Annotated in this window: 21 protein-coding genes; 5 read left to right on the top strand and 16 right to left on the bottom strand. The window is 46.3% G+C overall.

The window, feature by feature from the left end; genetic code table 11:
• Positions 1-9: 9 nt before the first annotated feature.
• Both ACSQ8P_RS06995 and ACSQ8P_RS06990 read right to left on the bottom strand, forming a co-directional pair.
• On the bottom strand, positions 10-891 hold the full coding sequence (locus ACSQ8P_RS06995; RefSeq protein WP_436234545.1) for a carbohydrate ABC transporter permease: 882 nt from the start codon (positions 889-891) through the stop codon (positions 10-12).
• An 89-nt stretch (positions 892-980) separates the two neighbouring features.
• Positions 981-2,324 (bottom strand): ABC transporter substrate-binding protein, encoded by a 1,344-nt coding sequence (locus ACSQ8P_RS06990; RefSeq protein WP_436234544.1) that lies wholly within the window; start codon positions 2,322-2,324, stop codon positions 981-983.
• 181 nt (positions 2,325-2,505) lie between these two features.
• On the opposite strand from ACSQ8P_RS06990, the gene ACSQ8P_RS06985 reads away from it, so the two are divergent.
• From ACSQ8P_RS06985 to ACSQ8P_RS06975, 3 genes are all read left to right on the top strand, one after another.
• Positions 2,506-4,320 (top strand): cache domain-containing sensor histidine kinase, encoded by a 1,815-nt coding sequence (locus tag ACSQ8P_RS06985; protein WP_436234543.1) that lies wholly within the window; start codon positions 2,506-2,508, stop codon positions 4,318-4,320.
• The gene (locus tag ACSQ8P_RS06980) at positions 4,313-5,929 is read left to right on the top strand and encodes a response regulator (protein WP_436234542.1); all 1,617 of its coding nucleotides are present in this window, start codon (positions 4,313-4,315) and stop codon (positions 5,927-5,929) included. The genes ACSQ8P_RS06985 and ACSQ8P_RS06980 overlap by 8 nt, the downstream gene beginning before the upstream one ends.
• Before the next feature lie 222 nt (positions 5,930-6,151).
• Positions 6,152-7,630 carry an oligosaccharide flippase family protein gene (locus ACSQ8P_RS06975; protein ID WP_436234541.1) on the top strand — a complete coding sequence of 493 codons (1,479 nt, stop codon included), beginning with the start codon at positions 6,152-6,154 and terminating at the stop codon, positions 7,628-7,630.
• 72 nt (positions 7,631-7,702) lie between these two features.
• On the opposite strand, the gene ACSQ8P_RS06970 is transcribed toward ACSQ8P_RS06975, so the two are convergent.
• From ACSQ8P_RS06970 to ACSQ8P_RS06930, 9 genes are all read right to left on the bottom strand, one after another.
• Positions 7,703-8,482 (bottom strand): ATP-binding cassette domain-containing protein, encoded by a 780-nt coding sequence (locus tag ACSQ8P_RS06970; protein ID WP_436234540.1) that lies wholly within the window; start codon positions 8,480-8,482, stop codon positions 7,703-7,705.
• Positions 8,483-8,497: 15 nt separating this feature from the next.
• Positions 8,498-9,280: an aliphatic sulfonate ABC transporter permease SsuC gene (ssuC, locus tag ACSQ8P_RS06965; protein WP_436234539.1), complete on the bottom strand. Its 783-nt coding sequence runs from the start codon at positions 9,278-9,280 to the stop codon at positions 8,498-8,500.
• On the bottom strand, positions 9,249-10,433 hold the full coding sequence (gene ssuD / locus ACSQ8P_RS06960) for an FMNH2-dependent alkanesulfonate monooxygenase (RefSeq protein WP_436234538.1): 1,185 nt from the start codon (positions 10,431-10,433) through the stop codon (positions 9,249-9,251). Before ssuD ends, ssuC begins: the two co-directional genes overlap by 32 nt.
• A gap of 38 nt (positions 10,434-10,471) precedes the next feature.
• Entirely contained in the window at positions 10,472-11,476 is a 1,005-nt protein-coding gene (locus ACSQ8P_RS06955) for a sulfonate ABC transporter substrate-binding protein (RefSeq protein WP_436234537.1), read from the bottom strand.
• 655 nt (positions 11,477-12,131) lie between these two features.
• Complete coding sequence (locus ACSQ8P_RS06950) at positions 12,132-13,619, bottom strand: protein adenylyltransferase SelO (RefSeq protein WP_436234536.1); 1,488 nt, start codon at positions 13,617-13,619, stop codon at positions 12,132-12,134.
• A 111-nt stretch (positions 13,620-13,730) separates the two neighbouring features.
• On the bottom strand, positions 13,731-14,207 hold the full coding sequence (locus ACSQ8P_RS06945; protein WP_436234535.1) for a DinB family protein: 477 nt from the start codon (positions 14,205-14,207) through the stop codon (positions 13,731-13,733).
• Between the two features lie 18 nt (positions 14,208-14,225).
• Positions 14,226-15,101 (bottom strand): sugar phosphate isomerase/epimerase family protein, encoded by an 876-nt coding sequence (locus ACSQ8P_RS06940; protein WP_436234534.1) that lies wholly within the window; start codon positions 15,099-15,101, stop codon positions 14,226-14,228.
• Positions 15,102-15,106: 5 nt separating this feature from the next.
• The gene (locus ACSQ8P_RS06935; RefSeq protein ID WP_436234533.1) at positions 15,107-16,393 is read right to left on the bottom strand and encodes a hypothetical protein; all 1,287 of its coding nucleotides are present in this window, start codon (positions 16,391-16,393) and stop codon (positions 15,107-15,109) included.
• A 123-nt stretch (positions 16,394-16,516) separates the two neighbouring features.
• Positions 16,517-17,209, bottom strand: a complete 693-nt coding sequence (locus ACSQ8P_RS06930) for a hypothetical protein (RefSeq protein ID WP_436234532.1) — start codon at positions 17,207-17,209, stop codon at positions 16,517-16,519.
• A gap of 72 nt (positions 17,210-17,281) precedes the next feature.
• Here ACSQ8P_RS06930 and ACSQ8P_RS06925 point away from each other — a divergent pair, with 72 nt between their 5' ends.
• The gene (locus tag ACSQ8P_RS06925) at positions 17,282-17,413 is read left to right on the top strand and encodes a hypothetical protein (RefSeq protein ID WP_436234531.1); all 132 of its coding nucleotides are present in this window, start codon (positions 17,282-17,284) and stop codon (positions 17,411-17,413) included.
• Positions 17,414-17,484: 71 nt separating this feature from the next.
• Positions 17,485-18,117 carry a DUF2306 domain-containing protein gene (locus tag ACSQ8P_RS06920; protein ID WP_436234530.1) on the top strand — a complete coding sequence of 211 codons (633 nt, stop codon included), beginning with the start codon at positions 17,485-17,487 and terminating at the stop codon, positions 18,115-18,117.
• A 65-nt stretch (positions 18,118-18,182) separates the two neighbouring features.
• On the opposite strand, the gene ACSQ8P_RS06915 is transcribed toward ACSQ8P_RS06920, so the two are convergent.
• The 5 genes from ACSQ8P_RS06915 to ACSQ8P_RS06895 all read right to left on the bottom strand — a co-directional run bounded on the left by ACSQ8P_RS06915 (position 18,183) and on the right by ACSQ8P_RS06895 (position 24,904).
• Positions 18,183-20,237 (bottom strand): Na+/H+ antiporter, encoded by a 2,055-nt coding sequence (locus ACSQ8P_RS06915; RefSeq protein WP_436234529.1) that lies wholly within the window; start codon positions 20,235-20,237, stop codon positions 18,183-18,185.
• Positions 20,238-20,353: 116 nt separating this feature from the next.
• Positions 20,354-21,574 carry an ABC transporter permease gene (locus ACSQ8P_RS06910; protein WP_436234528.1) on the bottom strand — a complete coding sequence of 407 codons (1,221 nt, stop codon included), beginning with the start codon at positions 21,572-21,574 and terminating at the stop codon, positions 20,354-20,356.
• Positions 21,575-21,591: 17 nt separating this feature from the next.
• Complete coding sequence (locus ACSQ8P_RS06905) at positions 21,592-22,305, bottom strand: ABC transporter ATP-binding protein (protein WP_436234527.1); 714 nt, start codon at positions 22,303-22,305, stop codon at positions 21,592-21,594.
• 934 nt (positions 22,306-23,239) lie between these two features.
• Positions 23,240-23,479, bottom strand: a complete 240-nt coding sequence (locus tag ACSQ8P_RS06900; RefSeq protein ID WP_436234526.1) for a hypothetical protein — start codon at positions 23,477-23,479, stop codon at positions 23,240-23,242.
• An 84-nt stretch (positions 23,480-23,563) separates the two neighbouring features.
• Positions 23,564-24,904 (bottom strand): glycoside hydrolase, encoded by a 1,341-nt coding sequence (locus ACSQ8P_RS06895; RefSeq protein ID WP_436234525.1) that lies wholly within the window; start codon positions 24,902-24,904, stop codon positions 23,564-23,566.
• Between the last annotated feature and the right edge of the window lie 108 nt (positions 24,905-25,012).

The raw sequence follows: 25,012 nt of genomic DNA, 5'->3' as shown, positions 1-25,012 counted from the left end.
GCCTTCTCCTCACATCTCAATCTCTCTGGATTTCGTTAAGCGCATAAAGATGATTACAGGAATCACAATGACGACAAATAAAATTAACGCCACTGCCGTTGAATACCCTGTGAAACTGCCATACAGCATGCGCAAAATATAAATACTTAAAGATTCCGTGCTGTAACCGGGCCCCCCGTCTGTTAAGGCGACAATAATTTCAAATACACTCAAGGAGCCTATGATATTCGTCACGACATTGATTTGGATAGCCGGGTAAAGCAATGGAATGGTGATAGAGCGTAAGGTGGCAAAGTAACCAGCTCCATCGATTTTGCTGGATTCATATAACTCTGCCGGTATGGATTGAAGCCCAGCCAGATAAATAATCATAGTCATACCTACGAACTGCCAGACGTTGACCAACACGAGTACCTTCAACGCAGATGAACTATCGCCAAGCCAATTCGTGTTCATAAATCCTAAGTTCATATTCTCCAAAATATGATAGAGAAAGCCTCTTCTCGGCTGTAAAATAAAATACCAAACGTACCCCATAATCAATGGACTAATGACTGCCGGCAAATATACGATGGCTCTTACTACGCCCTTCCCCTTAAAATTCCGATCCAAAATAAGCGCGTACACGAGTCCGAAAATATTGAGCAGCGGCGCACTTCCGAGCGCAAAAAACAGTGTATTGTACAGATCGTGCTTGGCTCTATCATCATGGAAGAAATCGATGAAATTATGCAGCCCGACAAATTCAGCTTGGGACACACCGTTCCAATTCGTTAAGCTAATTCCTATCCCCTGTGTGAGTGGGTATATGAAGAACATCGCGAATAATAGGATGGCAGGTACTGCCATAAATTTGTGCAGATTGGTATTAATGATGCGCAAGAGATACATTGCAATCCTCTCCTAAACCCGAATGTATGAACGGCTAGTGAAAAAGGGAAGAGATCGGTGATCCTTCCCTTTTCGCAAGTTCATTCTATTTACTTAGAAGCTTTCCAGCCTTTGTCCCACGTCTCCTTGTACGTCTTAGCGAAATCAGCTGGTGTCTTATATTTGCCGGCAATCAACTCTTGCACCATACGGCCAACATCATCGCCCGAGAAGCCAGAAGGTGTATCTGTGAAGGCAATGTTCACACCTGTTTTTAGTGCTTGCGTTGCTTGATCTTGCAGCGGGCCCCAATCAGCTTTCACATCGGTGAAGGCGGAAGGCGATTTAATCGCTTCACTGTATGACTTTAGATTCTCCGCCTTGAAGAGGAAATCAAGGAATTTCTTAGCCTCTTCCGGATGCTTGGATGCAGAAGTGATCGCATACTTGGAATCCTCGGCGGATAATACGACTGGCTTACCTCCATCTTGTAAAGCAGGGAATGGGCTGAAGCCAATATTTTTAGCAAAATCCGGATTGATCTTGAGCAGATCGCCCAGTACCCACATGCCTTGGCTGAACATGGCTGCTTTTCCGGCAACAAAATCCTCTTTTTCATTATCATAGGTAGCCGTCAAGGCATCCGCATTGATCAACCCTTCATTCTTAAGCTCCATGATTCGAGCAGCGAAGGTCTCCATACTGCCGCCTGGGGCATCAAACGCAAGTTTTGCCCCATCGTTGTTAATGAACGCTTTGCGTGATTCATAAACACCATACTGCTGCTTGATGATGCCATGAGCCATAAATTCGATCAAATGTCCCATCGACCATGCTTCTTTACCAGGCAAGAACATCGGTACGACGCCTTTTTTCTTGTCTTTGATTGTTTTCAAGTTTGTTTTGAAATCAGCCCATGTGAGTGCTTCCTTTAAGCCTAATTCAGAGAAAATTTGCTTGTTGTAAAATATACCGCCCATTGTAACTGTTGCTGCTGCCGAGAACTGCTTGCCCGTTTTAATATCCGTATTCAAATCTTTGACAGCCGGCAGCACTCTCGACCAGAAGGCAGCGTTCGATAAGTCGAGGTATTTTCCTTGATCAATGTAATCTTGGCTAACGACCGTAGTGATATCAGGTACATCACCGGAAGCGAACTTGATCTTGATCACATTGCTGGCATCCTTCTGATATTCCTGCTCTACTTTGATACCTGGATTCTCTGTTTGAAACTTGGCGATCATTTGATTAACTAAATCTACCGTTTCTACTTTACCTGTCAAAAACTTTAGTGTGACGACTTCCTTCGGTTTCTCTACTGGTTTCTCTGTTGCTTTGGCCGGTTCGCTGCTTATGGTCGCCGACGGTTTTACCTCTTCCTTGGTTCCGCATCCTGCGGCAATACCCAAAATAACTGAGAAACACATGACCATGGATAGCGCTCTGTTTAACACGTTGTTTCCTCCCTTTTGTCTCACATAAGAAAACTTTGTAAACAGTTCCTTCTATTTCATCTTACTTTCAATCCAATCATTCGTTAAGACCTCAATTTTCTTGATTGGAGTGCGGTTTTTTTAGAAGTGCTGATGTTACTGAACCTGATGTGATATATTGGGCATAGAGGGAGGTAATGGAATGAAGAAATGGAGCATTAAGTTCAAGCTGCTAATCATGACTGGCCTATTAATTCTATTTTCCGTGATCCTAGTTTCCTTCGTCTCTTATCATCAGTACACCAAAGACTTCGAGAATCAGTCCACCGAAAGGGTTCAGCAAATTATCGAGCAAGCCTCTCTGAACATCGACAATTATCTCGACGACTTATCGCGTTTATCAGTCGCCCCTTACCGAAATTCGGCCGTGATGGCCGCACTTGAAACTACTCACCCCGATTCAGAGATCGAACAACTCAAGAAGACTCGTACGATTGAAGATTTTCTGGATGAGATTATGATCATTCCAAGAAATGATATTCTTACTGTTTTTGTACTAACGGATACGGCATACTCGAGCGGCAGGGTGCAGACCAACATCGATTCAAAGGTCGATTTCCACAACTTCAATTGGTATACGGAAGCGCTTTCAACACAAGAGTCTATCTTCGTCCCCGCGCATATGCAGCAAATTATTAAGAACCCGAAGAATAAGGTCTTCTCGATCGTACGGCAGCTTCGCAGCACTAAGGATACGGAGAAAATTATCGGCATTATTAAGGTGGATGCCAATTACAGCGGTATTGAAGCCATTGGCAATAAAGTGAACATGGGCAGCAAAGGCGGGCTCTTCATTGTGGATGCAGATCATAATCTTATATTTTCCAATGTCAAAGGCGGTCATGAACTGGACCTCTATCAAACTATGCTGAAAACCAGCCATTCTAAGACAACGATCCGGTTGGATAATGAGAACTATCTGCTTAATGCCACTCCCATTTCACGAGCTAACTGGACCGTTGTTGCCGTAAACGCCATTGCCGAGCTCAATCACAATGCCATCAAAACAAGAAACATCGCATTTTTAATGGCGATTATTAGCTCCTTTCTCGCTATTCTTGTCTATTTCTTCTTCATCAAAAGATATCTCAATCCGTTGCTAACCATTGTTAAGCTAATGAAAGAGATTGATCATGGCAATTTATCCGTCACCTTCCCGAACCACAGGCATGATGAAATTGGCTACCTAGGGTCCTCCTTTAATGAGATGGTTCACCGCATTCAAGAGATGCTCGAAGAGAACACGAAACTTGTCAGAGAAGTGTATGAGGCTAAGTTCCTGCAAAAGGAAGCGCAAATCAAAGCATTGTTCAATCAGATTAGACCTCATTTTATTTTCAACACACTCAATATGATCTCCCTTCTGATGCAGAGCGGCAGAGAGGAGCAAGCCGTCGACCAAATTAACAAGCTTAGTTCCCTCCTAAGGGGTATGACGACCTGGGATAAGGAAATCACGATTGGGCAGGAAGTCAGCTTATTGGAGGCTTACCTCAGTATTCAACGCAGCAGATTTGACGGACGGCTTGCATATACAATTACTATTGCTAATTCGCTTAACAGTTATTATATTCCTGCGCTGCTCCTGCAACCTGCCGTTGAGAATGCTGTTATTCATGGGTGCGAGATGAAGAAAGAGAAAACGGTCATACACATTTATAGTGAGGAAGATGATACTAATCTCTATTTCTATGTTCGCGATAATGGAAAAGGGATAGATGCCGATAAGCTGGCAAAACTACGGGAACGTGTGGAATCATTGGTTTATAACGAGGATCTCCAAGGTTTACCTAATCGGGCAAGTACGGGAGTCGGACTTGTCAATGTGAATAAGCGGATCAAGCTGAAGTATGGGACGGAGTATGGACTTACGATTGATAGTACGCCAGATGTAGGTACGTGCGTCACGATCATTTTACCCAAACTAGACGTTAGAAGGGAGAAGCCGCATGTATAAAATGCTCGTAGTCGACGATGAGTCGCTTACTAGAGATTATCTGAAGCTAACTATTCCGCAGATTAATGCCCAGTGGGAGGTTGTACATGTCGCCTCGGATGGCAAGGAAGCGCTCGAGCTTCTTGATCAATATGCCGTTGATTTAATCCTCACCGATATTAAAATGCCCGTCATGGACGGCCTGACTTTATGTAAAATCGTCTCGCAAAAGTCTCCTCGTCCGAGAATAGTCATCCTATCAGGCCATGATGAATTTTCCTTTGCTAAGGAAGCCATTACTTATGGTGTAAATGAATATTTACTGAAGCCCATTGTTAAGGATGAGCTGCGCGTCGTCCTCGAACGTATTATGAAAGATTTAGATAGAGAGAAAAGTCAGCTGCTTACCCAGCACTCGATGCATATACTCTCAGAGGATTCCAAAAATCATGTGGTCAAAAATTTCCTCAAAGCAGTCATTGAAGACAGTTATGCTGAGATCAAAGTACTCTACCCGCTTCTCTTCCGTCTTAAGGTGAGCTTAATCGAGTCTGAAGGTAATCTGATGATCCTCTCTTTGGATGAAGATATGATCATTCGGAAATCTATTCCATATGCCGATATTCCTGTATTTAAATATATTTTGCAACAAATTGCAACGGAGATTGTGGAGGAAGGACGTGTGTTCTACGACTCAGAGGAAAATACAATAATACTTGTAACTGGTGAGAACCAAGATGACCTGATTGAACAATGCCGAGTCATTCATGCGAAAGTAGCTGACGCGATCTATAGGAGTACGGGTATTACGATCACTGGTGCTATTGGTAATTGTGTCAACGATGTACTTCGCTTGAGCTCCTCTTACCGCAAAGCGCACAAGATGCTGCTGAGCCGTCTGTTAAATGGCGGCAACTCCTGCTTCTCCTTCAGCGGTGAAAGTACAGAAATGCCTTCCATTCTAGAACTGGATAAAACCATGATGGCCATTCAATCTGGATTGCTTGATGGTAGTGAGACGAACTACATGGTTTCCGTCCGGCATTATGCCGAGCTTATGGACAACTACCATCTTCCCGTTGTTTACCGGTATGGCGTACACTTAATTAGATGCATGGCAGACATGAATCCGAACTTCACAGATGAAGGGATACAAACGGCTCAGACAATCCTTAGGAAGCTGGAAAGCTTCACGCTACAGGAACCATCCAAGGAAGATGTGCTGCTTATCTTTTATGAAATTCTCAAATCCTTCAACCTGCATGCTATGTCGAGACCCACGAACGAGAACGAGCACGACCTTGTAGCTAAGGCCAAGGAATACATCTATTCGCACTATTCGGAGCCCATATCCCTCGCCATTATTGCAGATAAAATAGGCGTTTCAGCAAGCTACTTGAGCAATGTTTTTCATAAAAGCGTGAATGAATCTTATATTAAATTTTTAACTAGAGTGCGCATGGAGCAAGCCGCCAAGCTTCTAAGAGCAAGACCTGCTGAGAAGATTGTAGAAGTATCGGACAAAGTTGGATATGTAAGTGTCAAGCATTTCTCCCATGTATTCAAGCAGCACTTCCACATGCCTCCTGGAGAGTATCAAGAAAAGCAGGCTGCCGCGTTAAAAGGATGAGAAAAGCCGTCAGGGAAGATCTTCCTGCCGGCATATTTTAGGTTTAACATACTAGGGGATTTGCAATCCCCGTATTACTCTTTCAACCATTCGAGGCAACATATAATCTCCGAATATCTCCATTTATCTCCGTTTATCTTCTATTCCTTCGGTTGTCAACACCTTAGGGGTCTGCTACTCTTTGGATAACAAGACCTATTAACGGGAAAAGGGGCTACCCCCATGCTGATTCGGAATGTCATGTTAACGGATACGCAGCGATTTTTGCTTCGAAATGTATCCATCATTGTACTCGGTCTCTTCATTAATCAAATGCTCCAAACAGTGGGAAGCATCGTTCTAGCTCGTGTATTGGACGATCCTACCAAATTCGGCCAAGTGAATCTCTTATTGCAAATTTTCGGTATGGCCTCTTTGTTTCTCAATGTCGGATTCAACTCCTCCCTAATTTATACCTTTTCTAGGAAGCCGGCCCAGGCGGTACAAACCAATTTTCGCGTCGCGTTGTTCGGGAGCTCTCTATTCGGAATTATCTTTGGACTCCTGTTCGCCTTACTAGCTCCATATCTAGCGGATTTCTATCATTTGCCTGAGCTAAAAGGAGCCTTGATCCTAAGCTCGATCATGTTTATTTTCAACTCCATCATCAATATTGGCGTTGCTTCCTTCTCGGGAAACCGTGATTTCAGCGTCCAAGCCTTCTTCATGGTCATAACGACAACACTTGCCACTTCTGGTACGGTTGTCGGTGTTTTATTGCCCATTGGCTCATTGAACCTTCTCGAAAATATTTCAGTGTGGATGAGCGTAGGGGCGATCCTGACGGCTCTTTTTATTGGCTGGAAAGTTGAACGTGTGCATAATCCGAAATGGTTCGGTGGCATCCCTATGCAAGAGGTGAGGACCATGATGGCGTATGGTCTCCCGTCCTGGGCAGGGAACATTGCCAAAGCATTCCAACAACCCTTTCTGGTCATGATGGTCGGTTCCAGTTCGGTTATCGCTGTCGGTTATTTATCCAATGGATTCCGTATAACGGGCTTCATCGGCATCATTACATGGGCATTCATGATTGTCACCTTCCCATTCGTGGCCGAAAGCGCGCAGGATTTGAAAGAAAGCAAGCACCGTGGGACGAGCTGTGTCCGGTATAACAACATTTTTCTGTATCCACTGACAGCGCTCATCTGTTTATATCCCGATCAAATCAACGGTTTTCTATTCGGGGAAAGCTTCACATCCGGTGATTCCGCTGCTTATATTCGACTGATGGCTTTAGGCGTCTTATTCTCCTCCGTAGGTCGTCTTGGCGGAAGCATTTTAGCGGGAATTGGCAAAACGAAGGCCAACTTCTGGGTCATGATCGTGGCTGGGATTTTCGTCATTGCCATTGTGCCCTTCATTGCGGCTGAAAGTCCCGTCTTGGCCGTTTGGATTTATACAGGGGGATGGGCCGTCTCCGCGCTCGCGATGATTGGATTTTTCTACTACGAAAAGTTTCCGCTTGACTGGTGGAAGGCTTATGGACAGCCAATTTTGCCTACGATCGGGATGATAGTGATCATGGAAGCCGGCTCGTTAGCGAAGGCTTGGTATCCCATTTTCATCATCGCTGGTCTAGTAGGTCTACTCGCACTAACGATCATGATTGAAAAGCGCCCCTATACTGGGACCGATGTTCATACACCAGAAGCCCGCTGAATATAGGGTTACATGCAGAAAAGCACTTCAAAGGCAGTCATACCGCTTTGGAGTGCTTTTTGTTTGCAAATGCTAGATTGAATACGCGTATTTGTTATTTGCTGTAATATCCCCTAGGGCAGGATTCTGCTCCTTCACCAATATGCGATCCAGAATCAACTGTTCAAAATAAGCAAACCCGCTGTCCCGCACGCGAGGGCGTGGGAGTGTGATTTTCACATCGAGGGCGATTTGCCCCTCTTCGATTAAAATAACACGATCCGCCAGCTGAACGGCTTCCGAGACATCATGCGTAACGAGCAGCGCCGTAAACTTCTGCTGATACCACAGCCGCTCAATGAGCTGCTGCATCTCAATGCGGGTCAACGCATCGAGCGCGCCGAGCGGCTCATCCAACAGCAGCAGGCGAGGCTGCCCAGCCAAAGCACGGGCCAGAGCAACGCGTTGGCGTTGCCCCCCAGATAGAACCCCCGGCCATTCATTCGTTCTGTCCGCAAGACCTACTTGCGCAAGAACCTCCTCAGCTCTCCAGCGCGAGCCATCTCTCACGCCAACCTGAACATTCGCGAGCACGCGTTTCCAAGGAAGCAGGCGAGCATCCTGAAACAACACACGTGTTTCAGAATGGATGCCTTTGAGCGTCTGGCCATCGACCTCGATTTGGCCGCTCGAGGGCTTATCCAGCCCGGCGATTAAGCGCAGCAGTGTGCTTTTGCCGCAGCCGCTTCGACCGACAATCGCGATAAACTCGCCAGGTGCTACATCCAACTCTACACCTTGCAGCACTTGCTTTTGGCCAAAAACTTTCGCGGCCTGCTTCACTTGCAATCGAATGCCTTTACCTTCCGCCATCGTGCTCACTCTCCTTTATGGTTTCAAGAAATTAGGATGCCATTGCAGCCATGCGTGTTCCAGAAGCTTCGCTATATAGTCGGATATTTTGCCTAGTAGGGCATAGACGATAATACTTAGAATCACAACATCCATTTGCAAAAATTCTCTAGCATTCATCGCCATATAGCCAATCCCTGAACTGGACGAAATCGTTTCGGCCACGATTAAAGTTATCCACATAATACCTAGTGAAAAGCGAACCCCAACCAAAATGGAGGGCAGCGCACCGGGAATAATGATTTTGCGGAACAAATGAAAATGGCGAAGCCCATATACACGCCCCATTTCGATTAAACCCGGATCAACGGATCGAATACCGTGGAACGTATTTAAATAAATCGGGAAGAACACACCTAATGCAACTAAGAAGAGCTTACCTTCTTCACCAATACCAAACCAGAGGATGACCAAAGGAATCATCGCTAGATGAGGGATATTCCGCAGCATTTGTACGGATGTGTCCGTCACCTTTTCAAGGATAGGAAAGAGTCCATTAATTAAACCTAGGGCAAATCCGATACTGCCGCCAATCGCAAAGCCGATAAATGCTCGTTTGGAGCTGGCACCGATATACGTAAACAAGGTCCCTTTCTCTGCCAAATGAACACCAGCTGCGAATACAGCTGAAGGTGTAGATAGAATTCGGGTGGAAATGACCCCAAATTGCCCCAACAGCTGCCACAAAACAATCAGTACAATTGGAAGCGCCCAAGGAAGCAGTTGTTTAGCCAGAGACTTTGACAGGTTGGCTTTCATCGGACCGAACCCCCTTTGCTGGCTTCGGCAACTCGGTGTTGGCGATGAGTTCCCCAAACGGACTTACGTAATTCGCAGATGTGGTCGTTCGTTTCTCATTTGATTTCAAAGGCAAATGCGGGAACAGCAGCTCCGCTGTCCGATAAGCCTCCTCCAAGTGTGGGTAACCAGAGAAAATAAATGTCTCAATACCTAGGTCCGCATACTCTCTCATTCGTGCGGCAACCGTCTCCGGATCACCGACTAAGGCTGTCCCTGCGCCTCCGCGCACAAGCCCGATGCCTGCCCACAGATTAGGACTAATTTCCAACTTGGTCCGATCACCCTTGTGCAGCTCTGCCATACGGCGTTGGCCAACAGAGTCCATGGTTGCGAATATTTTCTGCGCAGAAGCAATGGTCTCGTCGTCCAGATGAGAAATGAGGCGATTGGCATCTGCCCAAGCTTCCTCTGAGGTTTCACGTACGATGACATGCAATCGAATACCAAACTTCACCGTGCGGCCTCGCTTCGCCGCAGCTTCGCGAACTGTCTTGATTTTCTCAGCGACTTGAGCTGGAGGCTCTCCCCACGTTAAGTACACATCGACATGATCTGCTGCTACTTCAATCCCAGCTGGTGAGGATCCACCGAAATAGATCGGCGGGTATGGTGCTTGGATTGGCGGATAAACAATCTTCCCGCCTTTGACTTTCAAATGTTCACCTGTGAAATCGACTTGTTCACCGGCAAGCTCTTTCCGCCAAATGTGCAGGAATTCGTCGGTCAACTGATAGCGGGCATCATGCTCCAGAAAGAGTCCCTCCGCTTCAAGCTCCTTCGCATCACCGCCTGTGACGACGTTGATCAATAAGCGACCATCCGATAACCGATCGAAGGTGGAAGCCATTCTGGCCGAAAGGGTCGGCGACATTAAGCCCGGTCTGACTGCAACTAGGAACTTCAGCCGCTCTGTCACGGGAATCAACGAAGATGCGACTACCCATGCATCCTCGCAAGATCTGCCCGTCGGCAACAGTACGCCGCCATAGCCTAGTTGATCAGCTGCTTGCGCAATCTGCTTCATGTAGCCATAATCTACTGCGCGTGCCCCTTTCGTTGTTCCAATGTATCTGCTGTCTCCGTGTGTCGGAATGAACCAGAATACTTCCATCTTCATCGTCTCCCTTATTCTTTATGAGTAGCTCGAACCTATTTCGTAGCTGGCAATACGGCGTCTTTCACTTTAATTTCTTTCGGTATTAGACCTAGTTTGAAAAAGGTATCAGCAATTTTCTGTTGTTCACTGATCAAAGCATCATCGATGGGTTGAATACCGTAAGATCTGCGTTTAGCAGCGCGTTCCAGGGAAGGAACATCAATACCTAACTGCGGAGACAACGTTTCGGCAAGCTCTTTCGGATGATCTTTGGACCATGTATCTACTTTGGCCAATTGATCTAATACGATTTTGACTGTGTCTTTATTGTTTTCTGCATAAGAACGTGTTGCTAGATAAAACTCGTGATTGGCAACGGTGTCTTTGCCGTCTGCCAAAATTTTCGCTTTAGCTGAAGTTTCTGCTGCTGAGAAGAAGGGATCCCAGATGACCCACGCATCGACGCTGCCTTTCTCAAACGCTGCTCTGGCATCTGCCGGTGGAAGGAAAACAACTTGAATATCTTCATATTTCAAACCAGCTTTTTCGAGCTGCTTCACTAACAAATAGTGCACGTTAGAACCTTTATTCAAGGCAACCTTCTTCCCTTTCAGCTCGGCAACGGACTTAATCTCCGACTTCTCCGGTATCAGGATTGCTTCACTAGCTGGACTTGCCGGTTCATGCCCCAAGTAAACGAGCGGTGTCCCTGCAGCCTGTGCAAAAATCGGTGGCGCTTCACCGGTATGGCCTACATCAATGCTGCCAACGTTCATGGCTTCTAGCAGTTGAGGACCACCTGGAAATTCCGTCCATTGAATGGTGATGCCTTTTTCTTTTAACGCTTTATCTAGCTCCCCGTTCGCTTTCAGGAAGTTTACTGTGCCGTATTTCTGATAGCCAATGCGTAGTGTTGTGCTTTTCTCCGATTTCGTTGTGGCCGCAGGCGCCTTCGTGTCAGCTGCACCCGTTGTCGACTTGGAAGCCGCTCCGCAACCGCTCAACACCGTAACTAGCAAAGTGGATAAAACGAAACTCATGATTAGATTTTTTTTCATGATAAAGCCCCCTTATTTCTTATATAGTTTGCTTACAGCTTGCACCGATTGGATACAAAAAAAGAGACACAGCACTCCCCATTCATGGAAGTTTCGCTTGTGTCTCCGGTGGTCCGGTCGATACATGATTATTCTGATAAGATTACTTGGTTTTAATTTATCAGCATTCTTGTTGTTCGTCAATAGTTTTTATGAAATAACATTCTGCCCTAAGCAACTGCCTATGAAGCGTAGCAAAGAAGGAAGACCAACCGCCTCAGTTGGCAGTGGGACGCCCCTACGTCCAGTCTGTGTTTGAAGGAGCGAGGAGGCTTACTCACCCCTTTTTTCTAATGATCGAGGAGGGCTCTGCCTCCCCCTCTCATCCAGTCTTTTTTTCGAAGGAGCGAGGATACCTGCTCAATGTTTAGATGGAAAATCTACAGTTAAATATGGCGAATTACCTGTGATTTCAGGAATAGATGGAAAAAGTCCAGTAGTTTTAAGCGGAATTTAAGGAATCGCGATTATATGACGAGATTAACTGTAGTAAATACAGCTAGTTCATTAAATATGTGATTTACGGCTCAAATAGATGGAGGAAATCCAGTTAAATAGAAAAGCCAACCGCCTCAGTTGGCAGTTGGCTTTGAGCTTTGAGCGTTGGCTCGGATTCTCAGGTCCCACAAAAGGTTTGGTACGCACAGGAAGATGGCTCCGGCAGCGCGGCATACTCAACCTGTTCAGGTGCATGTGCGAAGGGATTCGCTAGCACAGCTAGCAGTCGCTCCATCACGCCGTAGTCACCATGTTCGACCGCGGCTTCTAGCGCTTCTTCTACCCGATGGTTGCGCGGAATGACCGCAGGATTGCTGCTGCGCATCAATTGATGTGAAGCCGTTTGATCTTCCTGTTGTCTGCCTAGTCTTGCCTGCCACTGTTCCTGCCAAAGGGCAAATTCCGGCGTGTCGAACAGGACTGATTCCTCTATTTTATCAAACGTCAATGCTAAGAATGTATTCGTATAATCCGCACTGCTCTTCTCCATCAAATTAAGCAAGCCTTCGATCAGCGCAAGGTCATCTTGCTCTTCATGAAAGATTCCTAGCTTGGCTCTCATTCCCTTGAGCCATGCTTGTTGATATGTCGCGGAAAATTCGGACAGGGCACCCTCGGCTAGTTTGATTGCTTGCTCCTCGTCAGCATGCAGCAGCGGCAAAAGGGTTTCTGCAAATCTGGCGAGATTCCATACCGCGATACGCGGTTGATTGCCATAGGCGTAGCGGCCATGCGTGTCGATGGAACTGAACACCGTCGCTGGGTCATAGGCATCCATGAAGGCACAAGGACCATAATCAATCGTTTCTCCGCTTATCGCCATATTGTCCGTGTTCATTACCCCATGAATAAAGCCAACGAGCTGCCATTTCGTAATGAGCTTGGCTTGACGCTTGATCACTTCCTGAAGAAAGTGAAGGTAGCGCTGCTCACTCCCGTTCACATTCGCATCAACCTCTGGATAATGTCTCTGTATCGTGTAATCCGCAAGAGCCTGAACATCCTCGATGGCGCCATATTGTGCAGCATATTGAAAAGTACCCACGCGGATATGACTTGCCGCAATGCGTGTCAGAACTGCGCCAGGTAGTTCAGTTTCGCGGTAAATAACATCACCCGTTGTAACAACAGCTAAGCTGCGCGTCGTTGGAATGCCAAGTCCAACCATCGCTTCGCTAATGATGTATTCGCGCAGCATCGGCCCAAGCGCTGCTCGGCCATCGCCTCGACGGGAGTAAGGTGTTCTGCCTGAGCCCTTTAGCTGAATATCCACCCGCTCCCCTTGGGGAGTGATCTGTTCACCCAGCAGGATAGCCCGGCCATCCCCTAACATGTTAAAATGCCCGAACTGGTGAGCTGCATAAGCTTGCGCAAGTGGTATCGAACCTTCTGGTATATGGTTGCCAGTGAGCGTAGCAATGCCCTCGTCGCTTTGTAACGCTTCAGCGTTTAACCCTAGGGTTGCAGCCAATGGCTCATTCAGAACAATCAACTTCGGTGCGCGCCCAGGTGTGGGGTCAACCTTCGTAAAGAAGGTTTGCGGAAGTCGTGCATAGCTGTTATCAAAGTTCCAGCCTGTATCTTGTTTGGCAATGTGATCTGTCATCCTATCTCCTCTTTCTTACTCCAACATGCTCATTTCCCAATTATATCATAATCGACAAAAAAACCTCTTCATAAGCATAGGCGAAGAGGTTTTCCTTATAGTTAGTTTCTATTACTGACGCTGCGTTGCAAATCGTTTTAATAAGGTTATCGTATTAAAGTGCATACCTTCGTGATACAACGTGAAGTTTAGGAATTCTCCAATTGTATTTAGGAGCAGACCGCTGCCTGTTGTAAATGGCTTAGCCACGCGTTCATCTAAGCGATCGTGCAATACATGCTGAATCCGTTTGGGTTGCTCAGCAAGCAATGCAAGTAATTCCTCCAGCGAAGGGAGCTCCTCATTCCAATCTGCTGGTTTAGTTCCTTTTGCAAATAACCGATCAAAGTTCTCAGGTAATTGTAGAGGCTCTCCTGCAAAATGAAAAGCAAACTTCTCTTGAACCGTGTAAATATGTCCCAAATTCCATCGGATGTTGTTATTAAATCCTTCTGGCATGTGGTCAATTGTGTTTTCCGATAGTCCCACAACTGCTTTAATGGTTAATTGACGAATAAAATCCAGTTGCTTAAGAATGATTAGCTCCATAGGATATATCCTCGCTTTTTACTCTACTGTAACACATTTCCAGCACGCTTGCGCCACATTTTTCAAAATCAAGGCTTGCTCCCACCGATTGGAGAGCTCTCGACCATTTTGCCCCTTGATTGCATAAGGTGCAGGACCAAGCTCACAGACGAAAGGAAGTACATCGCCGGGCTTAGCCCCCTGCAGCCAATAGCGCATCGCTTGGGTCCACCATTTTTCATAACGCACCATCATCGCATCCGAATAACCAACATCGACTTGAATTTGCTCACCGGACGATATACGGCTATGAATCGCTGATGTTCGTTGCAGCACCATATCGAGAAGAGGCTCCGCCTTTTCTTGCTTCTCCGTCATTTCCCCTGCTAGCACATAGTGAGAGATATCCAACGTAAACCGCAGATTCGGCAGCGCTTGCGCGTATTGCGCAGTGCGGATTAAGTCTTGTGTAATTTTGCCACGATGCGTCTCTACATAAAATGGCATGCTATTCGCAGCCGACACAGCGGCGAGTCCACCTAGCAGATCAATCGCTTCTTCGTCTATCACAAAAGAGTCCGCCACCTGACCATTCACATACAGCATATCCATATCTGCGGCATGCTGAATATGCGCCGTTAAGTCACTCGGGCTGAATGGGAAACAATGTGAGCCAAAGCTCAGACTGTATTGATTCAGCAATCGTTTCCACTCATCTCTAGCATCTATCTCCGGCACTCTCGCCAAGATGCCAGTAAAGCCTGCGCCTGCAATCCGCTCCAGCTTTGCCTCCAGCGGAAGCTCATCTCCCTCCTCCCCCAGCCCCATCATCGCCCACATGGATTGATGAATTTCGAGCCGTGGAGGGCGATTAGAGCCATCATTGATCCTGGTCATATCGAATTTTCCCATCATTCGTATTAATAGCCTCCCAGGCTGCCCGCCGGTTTATTTTTATTAAGATCACCATGCGCCTCCATGTACACAGCGCGCTTCTTCACTGTTCGCTCAGCTTCTTCCTGTGCCGCACGCGCATCGCCGCCATGAACATCTTCAATCATCCAACGCTGTCCAAAGCCTGCATGCACAACCTCATCTGCCCAGTCAAAATCTTGAAACGTCGTCATGAGCGGATCCTTGGCGATATCGCGGCAGAATTCCCATTCCTCGCGCTTACCTGGCGGATACTTCATCGCTGCTTTCTCTATGGCAATCGTCAAGTGGGAATAAGCTTCGGTCCCCTCAAACAGCTGTGCCGTCATATCGTACCACCCCGTCCAGTTCGGGAATTGATACACATCGTACCCTTTCACGCGTAGTGCCGCCTCGCCGAACCAGCTGTGGCGAACCTCATCCCACATATGCCTAGCGGTATCGCGATAAAAATGCCATGGCTTGCCCTCTGTTGTGAAATGGACATAAGCCACGCCTTCTGCTGGAGACATCTCGAAATACCTCGACAGCATCATCGTCATGAATCGACCCTCCTCATTGTCAGGGATGGCAAACCCTTGCATTTTCACAACTTGTGACTGAAAACGACTGTCCCGCGTACTGATTTGCGGCATAGCAAATGGCTCGGTGGTGATCCTAACAGATGAATCCACAGGAACACGCTCTTCCCATCCTGTTATTCCGCCAGCAGCTGTAAGCAGTTGTTCCACATACATTCTCCAATGCTGCGCTTGTTCCTTCTCCGTGTCCGATGCGGATTGCAGCAGATATTGAAGCGCCTCGCGCCCCCAGTCCATTTGCTCCTCACGGTCAATGAGCTGATGCTTCATGATATGAAGCGTAGGTTCATCAACGAGAGGCTGTGCTTTACCTTTATAGGCATGAATGGCCGCAATTTGCGCAGGCTTCACGACTTCAAAAAGTGCCGTCAACAAACACAAGGTCGTCGCTGAATTCAGTACTGTTTGCATGAGCTCGTTCAGTAATGCATCTGGACATTTATCGAATGCGACCGTGCTCATCCGCAGCTGCTTAATTCGATTGCGGAATTGATCGTGATGCTCCGCGTCCTGATAGCTTAAGCGAGCAAGTGCTCCTTTTATTTCATATTCGGGTCTAGCCGCCATATGAGCGGCCTCAATTCGCATAAGTTGGCGATCGACATAAGCAATTCGTTGTAAGGTTTTGGCTGATTCCTCTACGGACATGCCGATACGATCCCAATCCTTGATTCCCATGAATGGATGCAGCATAAGTACCCCTCCAGTATCTTTGCACTATATATGAACTCATTAACTTATCATAGTGTTATTTACTATAAGAATACATGCATTGAATCACATACAATTTTGCACTAAAATACATAACATTGCGAATTACATTTCCTCACCAGGTCCGATAAAACCTAGTCGAACGGTCATTGCCCATTTAGCAATTTTCAGCGTTTCCGCTATGGTCGAATACGATAACATCGATTGTTTATCGGTTCCTTGCAAACCCCATACCACGATACTTTCATCTCGTGGGACTTTGACGCTCTGTTGTAATTTCATTTCACCTGTCAGGCCAATTCCCACAGGTTTATCCACTCTGACTGCCGAGCTATAGTAACCATTACGTTCGATGATTGCATATTCCAGTTCGCTATAGACAGCACCGTTAGGATCTTGACGATCCTTAAACGAATAGACAAAATCACCTTCAAAATGGTAATTACCCATCTTGTCTTTGTCTTTCTCCATCATGATCATGCTCATGCCCGCTGACGTATTCTTCTTCACGCCATCATTCCAATAATCGAAACTGACTGCAAGCTTCTGTTGCGGCCCATCATATTGAAGAGCAATTGAACCTGACATCAGCCCCATAAATGGCTTCAACTTTTCGTTATTTTTATCGAATAACGGTTCCGGAGAAGCTGACCATGTTGAACTGTCTGTTTTATCATCCACCTGAAGCTCAGGAGCACTCATAACTTTACGGCTTGAGACGTCATTCACAACGGCCCAAGTCATCAGACCCGCCAGTACGATGACTAAAAGTATTTGCGGTATTTTAGTTGTACCCATTCCTATGCACCTCCATGAAGTTATAAATGCTTATATTTTATAATACTACCACAATTTGGAGGTTTAATATGTATGATATTGACATTCGCATTGTTTCGCGTATTGAAAATCGGTTGGGTTTCACTGGCGGATATTCGGCAAAAAGACGTCATGCTGGCAGGGATACTTGCGCATTCCAGCACTTTAGATTCTTTTAAGAAATAAATAAGCAACTGTTTAGATCTACGATTTACAATAGGAGAGGAGACAGTATATCACGGGGGATAAAGCCATATATGAGTAAAAAACTAGGAATAATCTCGATTATCATCATTATGGCGGTTGCGATCGTGGCGATATTCCCTTATGTCACCTTAAATCCAGCGAATAGTCGCGTTACGCTTGATGTGAATTTTCCGTTGCACTACATTGTGCTGACGAGTCATATTTCATTTGCTTTGGTTGCGCTGGTTAGCGGCTTGTTCCAATTCCATGCACGCTTTCGCACCAACTATCCGGCCTGGCATCGAGCGCTCGGACGCATCTATGTCTTTAGCATCATGCTTAGCGGATGTCTAGGTCTTGTCTTAAGCTTCTACGCAGAAAACTTCACGAAAGCCATGGCGTTCCTGGTCTTAAGTGTACTTTGGCTGATCACCACGTGGAATGGTTTCCGCTTTGCGGTCAAAGGGCAGCTCGCCCAGCATCGGATCTGGATGATTCGAAGCTATGCCGTCACACTCGTTGCCGTATCTGCCAGGATTATCGTGCCGATCTGTATACTCCTTTATCTGGCCATGCATGGGTTCCATCTTCCTGAAGGCGGCCGAGAACAGATGGTTGCCGAGATTCTCAACATCAACGTGTGGTTCAGTTTAATCATCAATCTTGTTGTCGTGGAATGGTATTTGCTGCGACGGAAGAAATGAGAAAAAGGACTTTCCGCCTAGTCCTGTGACTAGGGGAAAGCCCTTTCCTATAGAACGTATCCATTCTACTCCTCGCTATTGTCCAAAATGAGCATTTCCTCATAATTGATCGCCTGCAATAATTCAAGAACAGTTCCGCTTGAGATTTGATTAGCCTCTTCCAACTCTTGGATCCCATCCCGCTTCATCTGTACACTTCGCAATTGAACAATCTTCAGTTGATGTAGGAATTCAGCTTCCGAATGCGCACTTAACCACTTACCGTCGTGTTTCTGACTGCGAGCGTAGTGTTGGATAACGAGCAGCGCTTCTAACTGATGCTTCGGCGATTGCTGTTTGCGAATGGCTTTAACGGCTGCCTCTTGCAGCTGCTTCTCAATCGATTGCAACTCTTCAAACATATCGGAGACGGACCTAAATTTCTCTAGAATACCATCTCTCCGATGCTGCTGAATTTTGCGATTCAGTAGACTCAACTTCAATCTAACCCAGAGATATTGCAGCCTTGCAAGAAAGAACGATTCCGACTGCGGCTGATGCAATAAAGTAAATACAGACTGCAACTGCGGCGAAATGACACCTTGCGCAATCAATTCCGCCAACCTAGCGGCTTCGGCTGTTCGCCCAATTTGTTGAAGTTCACGAATGTAAGACCCCGATACTTTGACCGTTCCATAACAGTCCATCCGTATTTGCTCCTCTAGCTGTTGAACAACCGCGAGAGTAGCATCGTAGTTATCCTCATTTTTCTCCGATTTGAGCGCTTGAATCGTTCTCTTAGCCAGCAGAATACTTGCTTCTTTCAACGACAAGGCTGCTTGGTCGGAGGTTACCGCGGTAACTGACTTTCCAATAAACGGCATAGCGAATGTAGCAGCTAACATGCTGATCAAGATGACACTGGCCGAAATAAACAAAATGGTATGGCGCAGAGGGAATGGCGTCCCATCTGATAATTCAAAAGGGATCGATAATGCCGTTGCTAACGTGATCGTACCGTGGACACCGCAAAAACTAGCCGCAAGAGCGAAACTCCTTCTGCTCGTATGAGTATTCGAGTCTGTCGTCCTTTGTTTAGAAGGAACGAACTCATCATGGAAGAGATAAACCCAGATGTATCTAGCCGCAAATAGCGCCGCGTAGATCGCAACCGCTAAGCCAAGCTCCTTCAAGATAGAAGCCTCACCACTATGTACTAATCCTGTTATGACCTCTGGCAGCAATAAGCCGAGCAAAGCAAATACAAGTCCATTCAAAATGAAGCTTAACACTGACCATGTATTGGTCGAGATGATGTCCAGTTTGGTCGTTGTTTGCTGTAACCGATCACGTTCTAACCCGTGCACAATCCCCGCAACAACGACGGCTAAGATCCCTGAAACATGGATTTCCTCAGCAACCATAAAAATCACAAACGGCGTCAGCAACTGAATAGTGACGAGCGAGTTGACTTCTTCCAGCCCTTTCCTTCGTAAAAATAGCCTAAAATTCACTAAGACTGCGCCTAGGACCAACCCAACGATAATACCACCTATAGCTACTAGCAGGAATTCCCAAGCTGCTGATCGGACCGAGAAGACACCTGTCATCACAACCCCTAAGGCTACTTTGAAGGAAACTAGGCCTGCTGCATCGTTTAACAACGATTCCCCCTCTAAGATCGGCATTAAACCTTTTGGGAAAGTCCGCCCCCTTGTCATCGACTTCACAGCAACGGCATCCGTTGGAGACATGACTGCTGCTAACGCGAAAGCAACGGGTAGTGGCATCGCGGGGATCAAATAGTGAATAAAATATCCGATACCTATGACAGTAAACACGACAAGCCATAATGCCATAAGCAAAATAGGCTTGCGGTACTCCAACAATTCTTTGCGTGAGATGACACGTCCATCTCCAAATAAAATGGGCGCGATGAGACAGACCATAAAGGCTTCTGGTTCAAAATCGAAATCCGTAGGAACGAATGGCAGCCATGACACCAAAGCGCCCAAACCAATTAAGTAGAAGGGCAGCGGGATTCGGGGATAGCGCTTATTAAGCAGTGTAGCTGTTACGATTACTGCTGCCACAATGAATAAAGGCAACAAAAGTTCCATCAGTGCTTGCCTCTCTTTCATTTCCTTTTAAAGGAATTATTGGGTAGCATCCGCTATAATCCCTTGTTCTATTCCATGAGAAATAGAGCAGTCAGAACATCCTGACTGCCCCTTTGTTTCCTTGCACAGCAAGAAACTTAGTACCAACTTGTAAACACCGAAGAGGTTCCATATGCCAACGGCACTGCTGCTCCCATCATCACAATCGGTCCCCACCAAGTAAACATCGAGATGCCCGCCACTAGGCTAATGACCATCATCGCTGGCAGCACTAAGATGGGAATGGCTGTCTGAATGGCTTGATGTTTCATCGGATCTTGAATTGGGAATAGGGACATGAATGGTGCCGTCAGTTCAGCTTTGCAGAACGATTTGCGCCAGAAAACCAGCAGGATAGCCGCAAGAATCCAGACGAGAATTTTAATCGCACCTGGCAAAATAAACAGAGCTCCACTGATGACGACAACAAACTGAATGGATTGCCGCCATTGCAGACCATTTCGGAAATACGATTTCACTAATAGCTCAGCAATGCCAATGCCGGCTCCTTTCCCTTTGAGCAATCGCTGCGATCTGCTGAACAGAAGAGGGTATCTGCGAGTCGGCTTTCTTTTGCGCTCCATCACACGAATTAGCATGAGAGAAACGATCCGCATCCGAGCATCGCGCTCGCGCGCGACATCCGCGAAGAAGGTGCCTTTTTCACACAGCCGCGTCCTCGTTAGAAGTAGGAATGTTGCAATCAGTACCACAATTGCGATCCAACAATAGAGCATTTGACCCGATATCTTTGTGACCACTAGTTGGAATACGAATGCGCCGCCTGCAAAAATCACAATACGCAGCAACCATAGCAGGAACCGCTGGAATCGAAGCGCTAGCAATTGTCGAATTAGCCCTACATTCAGTTTGAGCATATAAGTCAGCAACCAGAAGCACACGACTTGCGTGATGCTATACGAATAAACAGGCACTAATAATGGCAGGAAAAGGAGCGTTGCCAGCATCGAAGTGACGGCCTGCAGAACTACCGAATACCAATAGCCGAGATGCATGAGATGTCGAAACCAGCCTTCATTTTGCCGGAGAAACAACTGATCTCCTTCTTCAACAAAGTAACGCAACGTGCCTAACCATGTGAAAATGTAGAAAAGTGTAGCCACCGTATGTATGGATATCCCGCTTAACCATGCAGGAGGCGTCATGTACCACGCATAATAGTGATAACCCGCCACGATCAGAAGCGGAATGACGAAATAAATGGCGATGACCCAATCCACGGCCATTCGCAAAGCTCGATACTGAAATTTCAAATCCGAACGTACTCTGCGTGTAAAAACCTGAAAGCTACTGTTCAAACCGCTCTCGCCCCCTCTCATAATAAGGAATGGAAGCAGTCGAACAGAGTAGCATCGGGCATGTCACATTGTTTTTGAATGTCTTGCAGGGTACCGTTCGCAACCAACCTGCCACCCGAAAGCAGCACAAATGAACTGCAAATCCGCTCCGCTGTATCTAACACATGGGTACTCATTAGAATACCTGCCCCACGCTGCCGTTCCTCTTCCAGCATCCCCAAGAAATCCTTGATCGCCTTCGGATCTAGCCCAATGAAAGGCTCGTCCACGATATACACATCTGGTTTATTCAAAAAACCAAGAATGAGCATGATCTTCTGTTGCATCCCTTTGGAAAATTTCCCAGGCAATTGATGCTTCTCATCTAATAGCCGGAACCGATGCAAGAGATCGTCAGCCCGCTCTAAGAACACGGCGCGATCTAACTCATATACCGATGCCGCAAACTCCATGTGCTCCCACAACGTCAATTCATCATACAGAATTGGATGCTCGGGAATATACGCATAACTTTTGTTTTCACCCATAAAGGAGATTTTCCCTTTAAAATCCTTCAATAAACCAAGAAGGCTCTTAATTGTCGTGCTTTTGCCGGCACCGTTAGGACCTAACAATCCCACGAGCTCCCCTTGCCTCACTGTAAAATGAATCCCCTTAATAATATCCGGCACCTCATCGTAGCCGGCCTGTTCAATGTATACATCTAATACCGCTAATTGTTCATCTGACATTCCGTGACTTCCCTTCCATCTTCATCGTGCAACCCATACACATTGCTTTGCCATCATCTTATCATGAAAGTTTGCCCAAAGTATGAAGGTTAGATAAAAATGAAAAAACCTTTAAGCGCGATTCCCCTTAGACGAGCGACCGCGTTAAAAGTTGTCTATTACACATGGAGCTTACACGTATTGAAACCTAACATGAAATGACTAGTACCATCTCAAAGCAACAGGCAGACATTGGATAAACAAAACTAGGTTCTTCATATGTTTCATCACCGTATTCACCCTTTCAAAAAGACAGAAAACGCCTATCCTGTGGTAGGATAGGCGCCATTGCCTCGAATATTAGTTGCACATCATCGTGCGGTTAATTAGAGTATACATGTTGATTCATGAAGTGTCAAGTATCATTACATAAGAGCTTATATCTTTCTATAATTTGTTGATAATCATAATTATATGTCATGTAATATGACATAACATGACGCCAAATAACTTCCATTTCCCGCTCTTGCACAGCCTGCGCGCTGCATGGACTTCACGGACTTCACAGACTTCACCACCATCCGTCGGTTACACGTTGTCCACACTCTCACTCACCGAACCACTTGTTCACCTTTCGCTGACAACTAACTGGATAACCTACATCTATTTTTTTGTAATTCAACTAAAATAAGTACTTAAATGTAACATGTACAGCTAATTTAGCCAAATTCCTTCCTTTCAATCATAATGAGCTCGATTAGCTGTAGGAAATCCAGTTATTCCTCATAAATGCGAAAATCAGCTGTAATTACCTGCAGAAAATACAGTTATTTCATCATAGCAGCTACTAGAACAAGTTGAGCCAGAATCGGCGGTGGCTGTATTGGGACTGGTATGGGGATGATGAGGATGTTACGAAAATCAAATTACATGTGCCCGATGCTTAATTCCCGCTTTAGAGCATCGCATCTCGCTGAACATCGCTTATCTCCTGCACGCTATAACTATTAATGATGGCCGCCGCAAAGGTTACACGATTGTTCCGGAAATAGTGATACAACATGCGTGCCTTCGCGCACTCTTCGTCATATCGTGAAAAGTTCAAAAAATCGTCCGCCGTCCAACCTTCACCACGCAGACTCTCAATGGATTCAGCAATTTTACTAGGAATGATTGGTTTTAGTATCGTAGACATCGGAACACTCCACCTCTTCACTAGATTCTTACACTCTAGTAAAAGGATACCCAACTCTAGCACAACTTAAACTAGAACGCTCGCTTAAAACTCCACATAACTCGTCACGGACTTGCCTGGCAGCGTAACCGTAATCTCACCGCCAGTCACAGCCATATCCGTCAATTTGGCCAGATCCTCCGTGGCGCTGGTGCGTCTTCCTGAAACATTTGCCAACGTCAGACCGCTAATCGTCGTCGTAATCGCCGACGTGCTGTTATTGATCAGCACAACGGATGCGCGCCCCGTCCCATTCTTCCCGCCGATAGCAACAAGATTGCTGTCGCTTGAAGATGCCAGGATGCGAGTATCGTCCGGACGTAGGTAACGGCTGAATTGCCCCATCACATAGAGTCTTTTGTTCACTGTGTACGCATTATTGGCCCCTAGATTAATGAGCCCTTCACCTGACGTGCTTGCAGCCGGATTCACCGCCCACCAGTAAAGCCAGCCTCTCTCACCTCGCTTTAAATCAGCGGCAATCATATTCGCCCACTTCAACCCATCCGTGATACTCGGATCATTGGCCGTTTGGAAATTGCTAACCTCCGTCGCAATCAACGGTTTACCATAATGGTTCACATCGACATACGTACTGTAATCGTGGACAGAGACAAAATCCAGCTTCGCACGCGTCGCCGCACTGAAACTGTTCATATAGTTGTTCGAAGCAGTTCGATTAGAGCCCTCTGGCGCACCGACCAACACACCTTGATTCAAGCTGTGAACCGCATCAGCAACCTTCGCGGATACTTGATCCAATTCACTGGTCGTATACTGCGCCGACGCATAAGGCGTCGCTAAATCGGGTTCATTTTGCACACTGACCCATTTAATATTGAACCCGAATACATTCCGATAATGATCCACATACGTCTTCATGTAATTAGCGAAATTATCGTATTGCGAGGTGCTCAGATGCCCGCCATTGTTAGGCGAACCATTCGTTTTCATCCAGCCAGGTGGACTCCAAGGCACCGCATAGAACTGATTCATCCCGCGATTTTCCGCTTCTTGAGCGAACCATCTTTGATGCAGATCCGTGTTCCAATCCGTCACGCCTGAAGAAGGCATGAATGTCGTTTGCACAGCATCCTGCGCAGCCGTATACGGATTGATCTCCATCCTGACGATCGATAAACCCGCATTAGAAGCATCCGTGCGGAACAGTTTATCTAAAATTTGTCCTTGTGTGGTTGCATTGTAATTCGTTTTCAACTCATTCACTGGGTGATTGGCTGCAGCACCGAATCCCCATATCGTTTGGTACGTCGTGTCTTTGTACAGCGTCACTGTACTTGCTGCTAAAGCTGGGGGAGCCACGCTTACCAACATCGAAATCGCTAACCCAATTACACCATAAACCTTCTTTCTGTGTGAAATCATTCTGCATGCACCTCTTTTCTCAAATTTGGTCCACGTTCAACCTCCCTAAACTTATACTGAAATCGCTTTCAACACACTGAGGTAAAAAGGTTATTTACTGCACGAATG

The sequence above is a fragment of the Paenibacillus sp. LjRoot153 genome (assembly GCF_964253085.1).
GTDB lineage: Bacteria > Bacillota > Bacilli > Paenibacillales > NBRC-103111 > Paenibacillus_E.
This window is presented reverse-complemented; position numbering and strand designations above follow the sequence as displayed.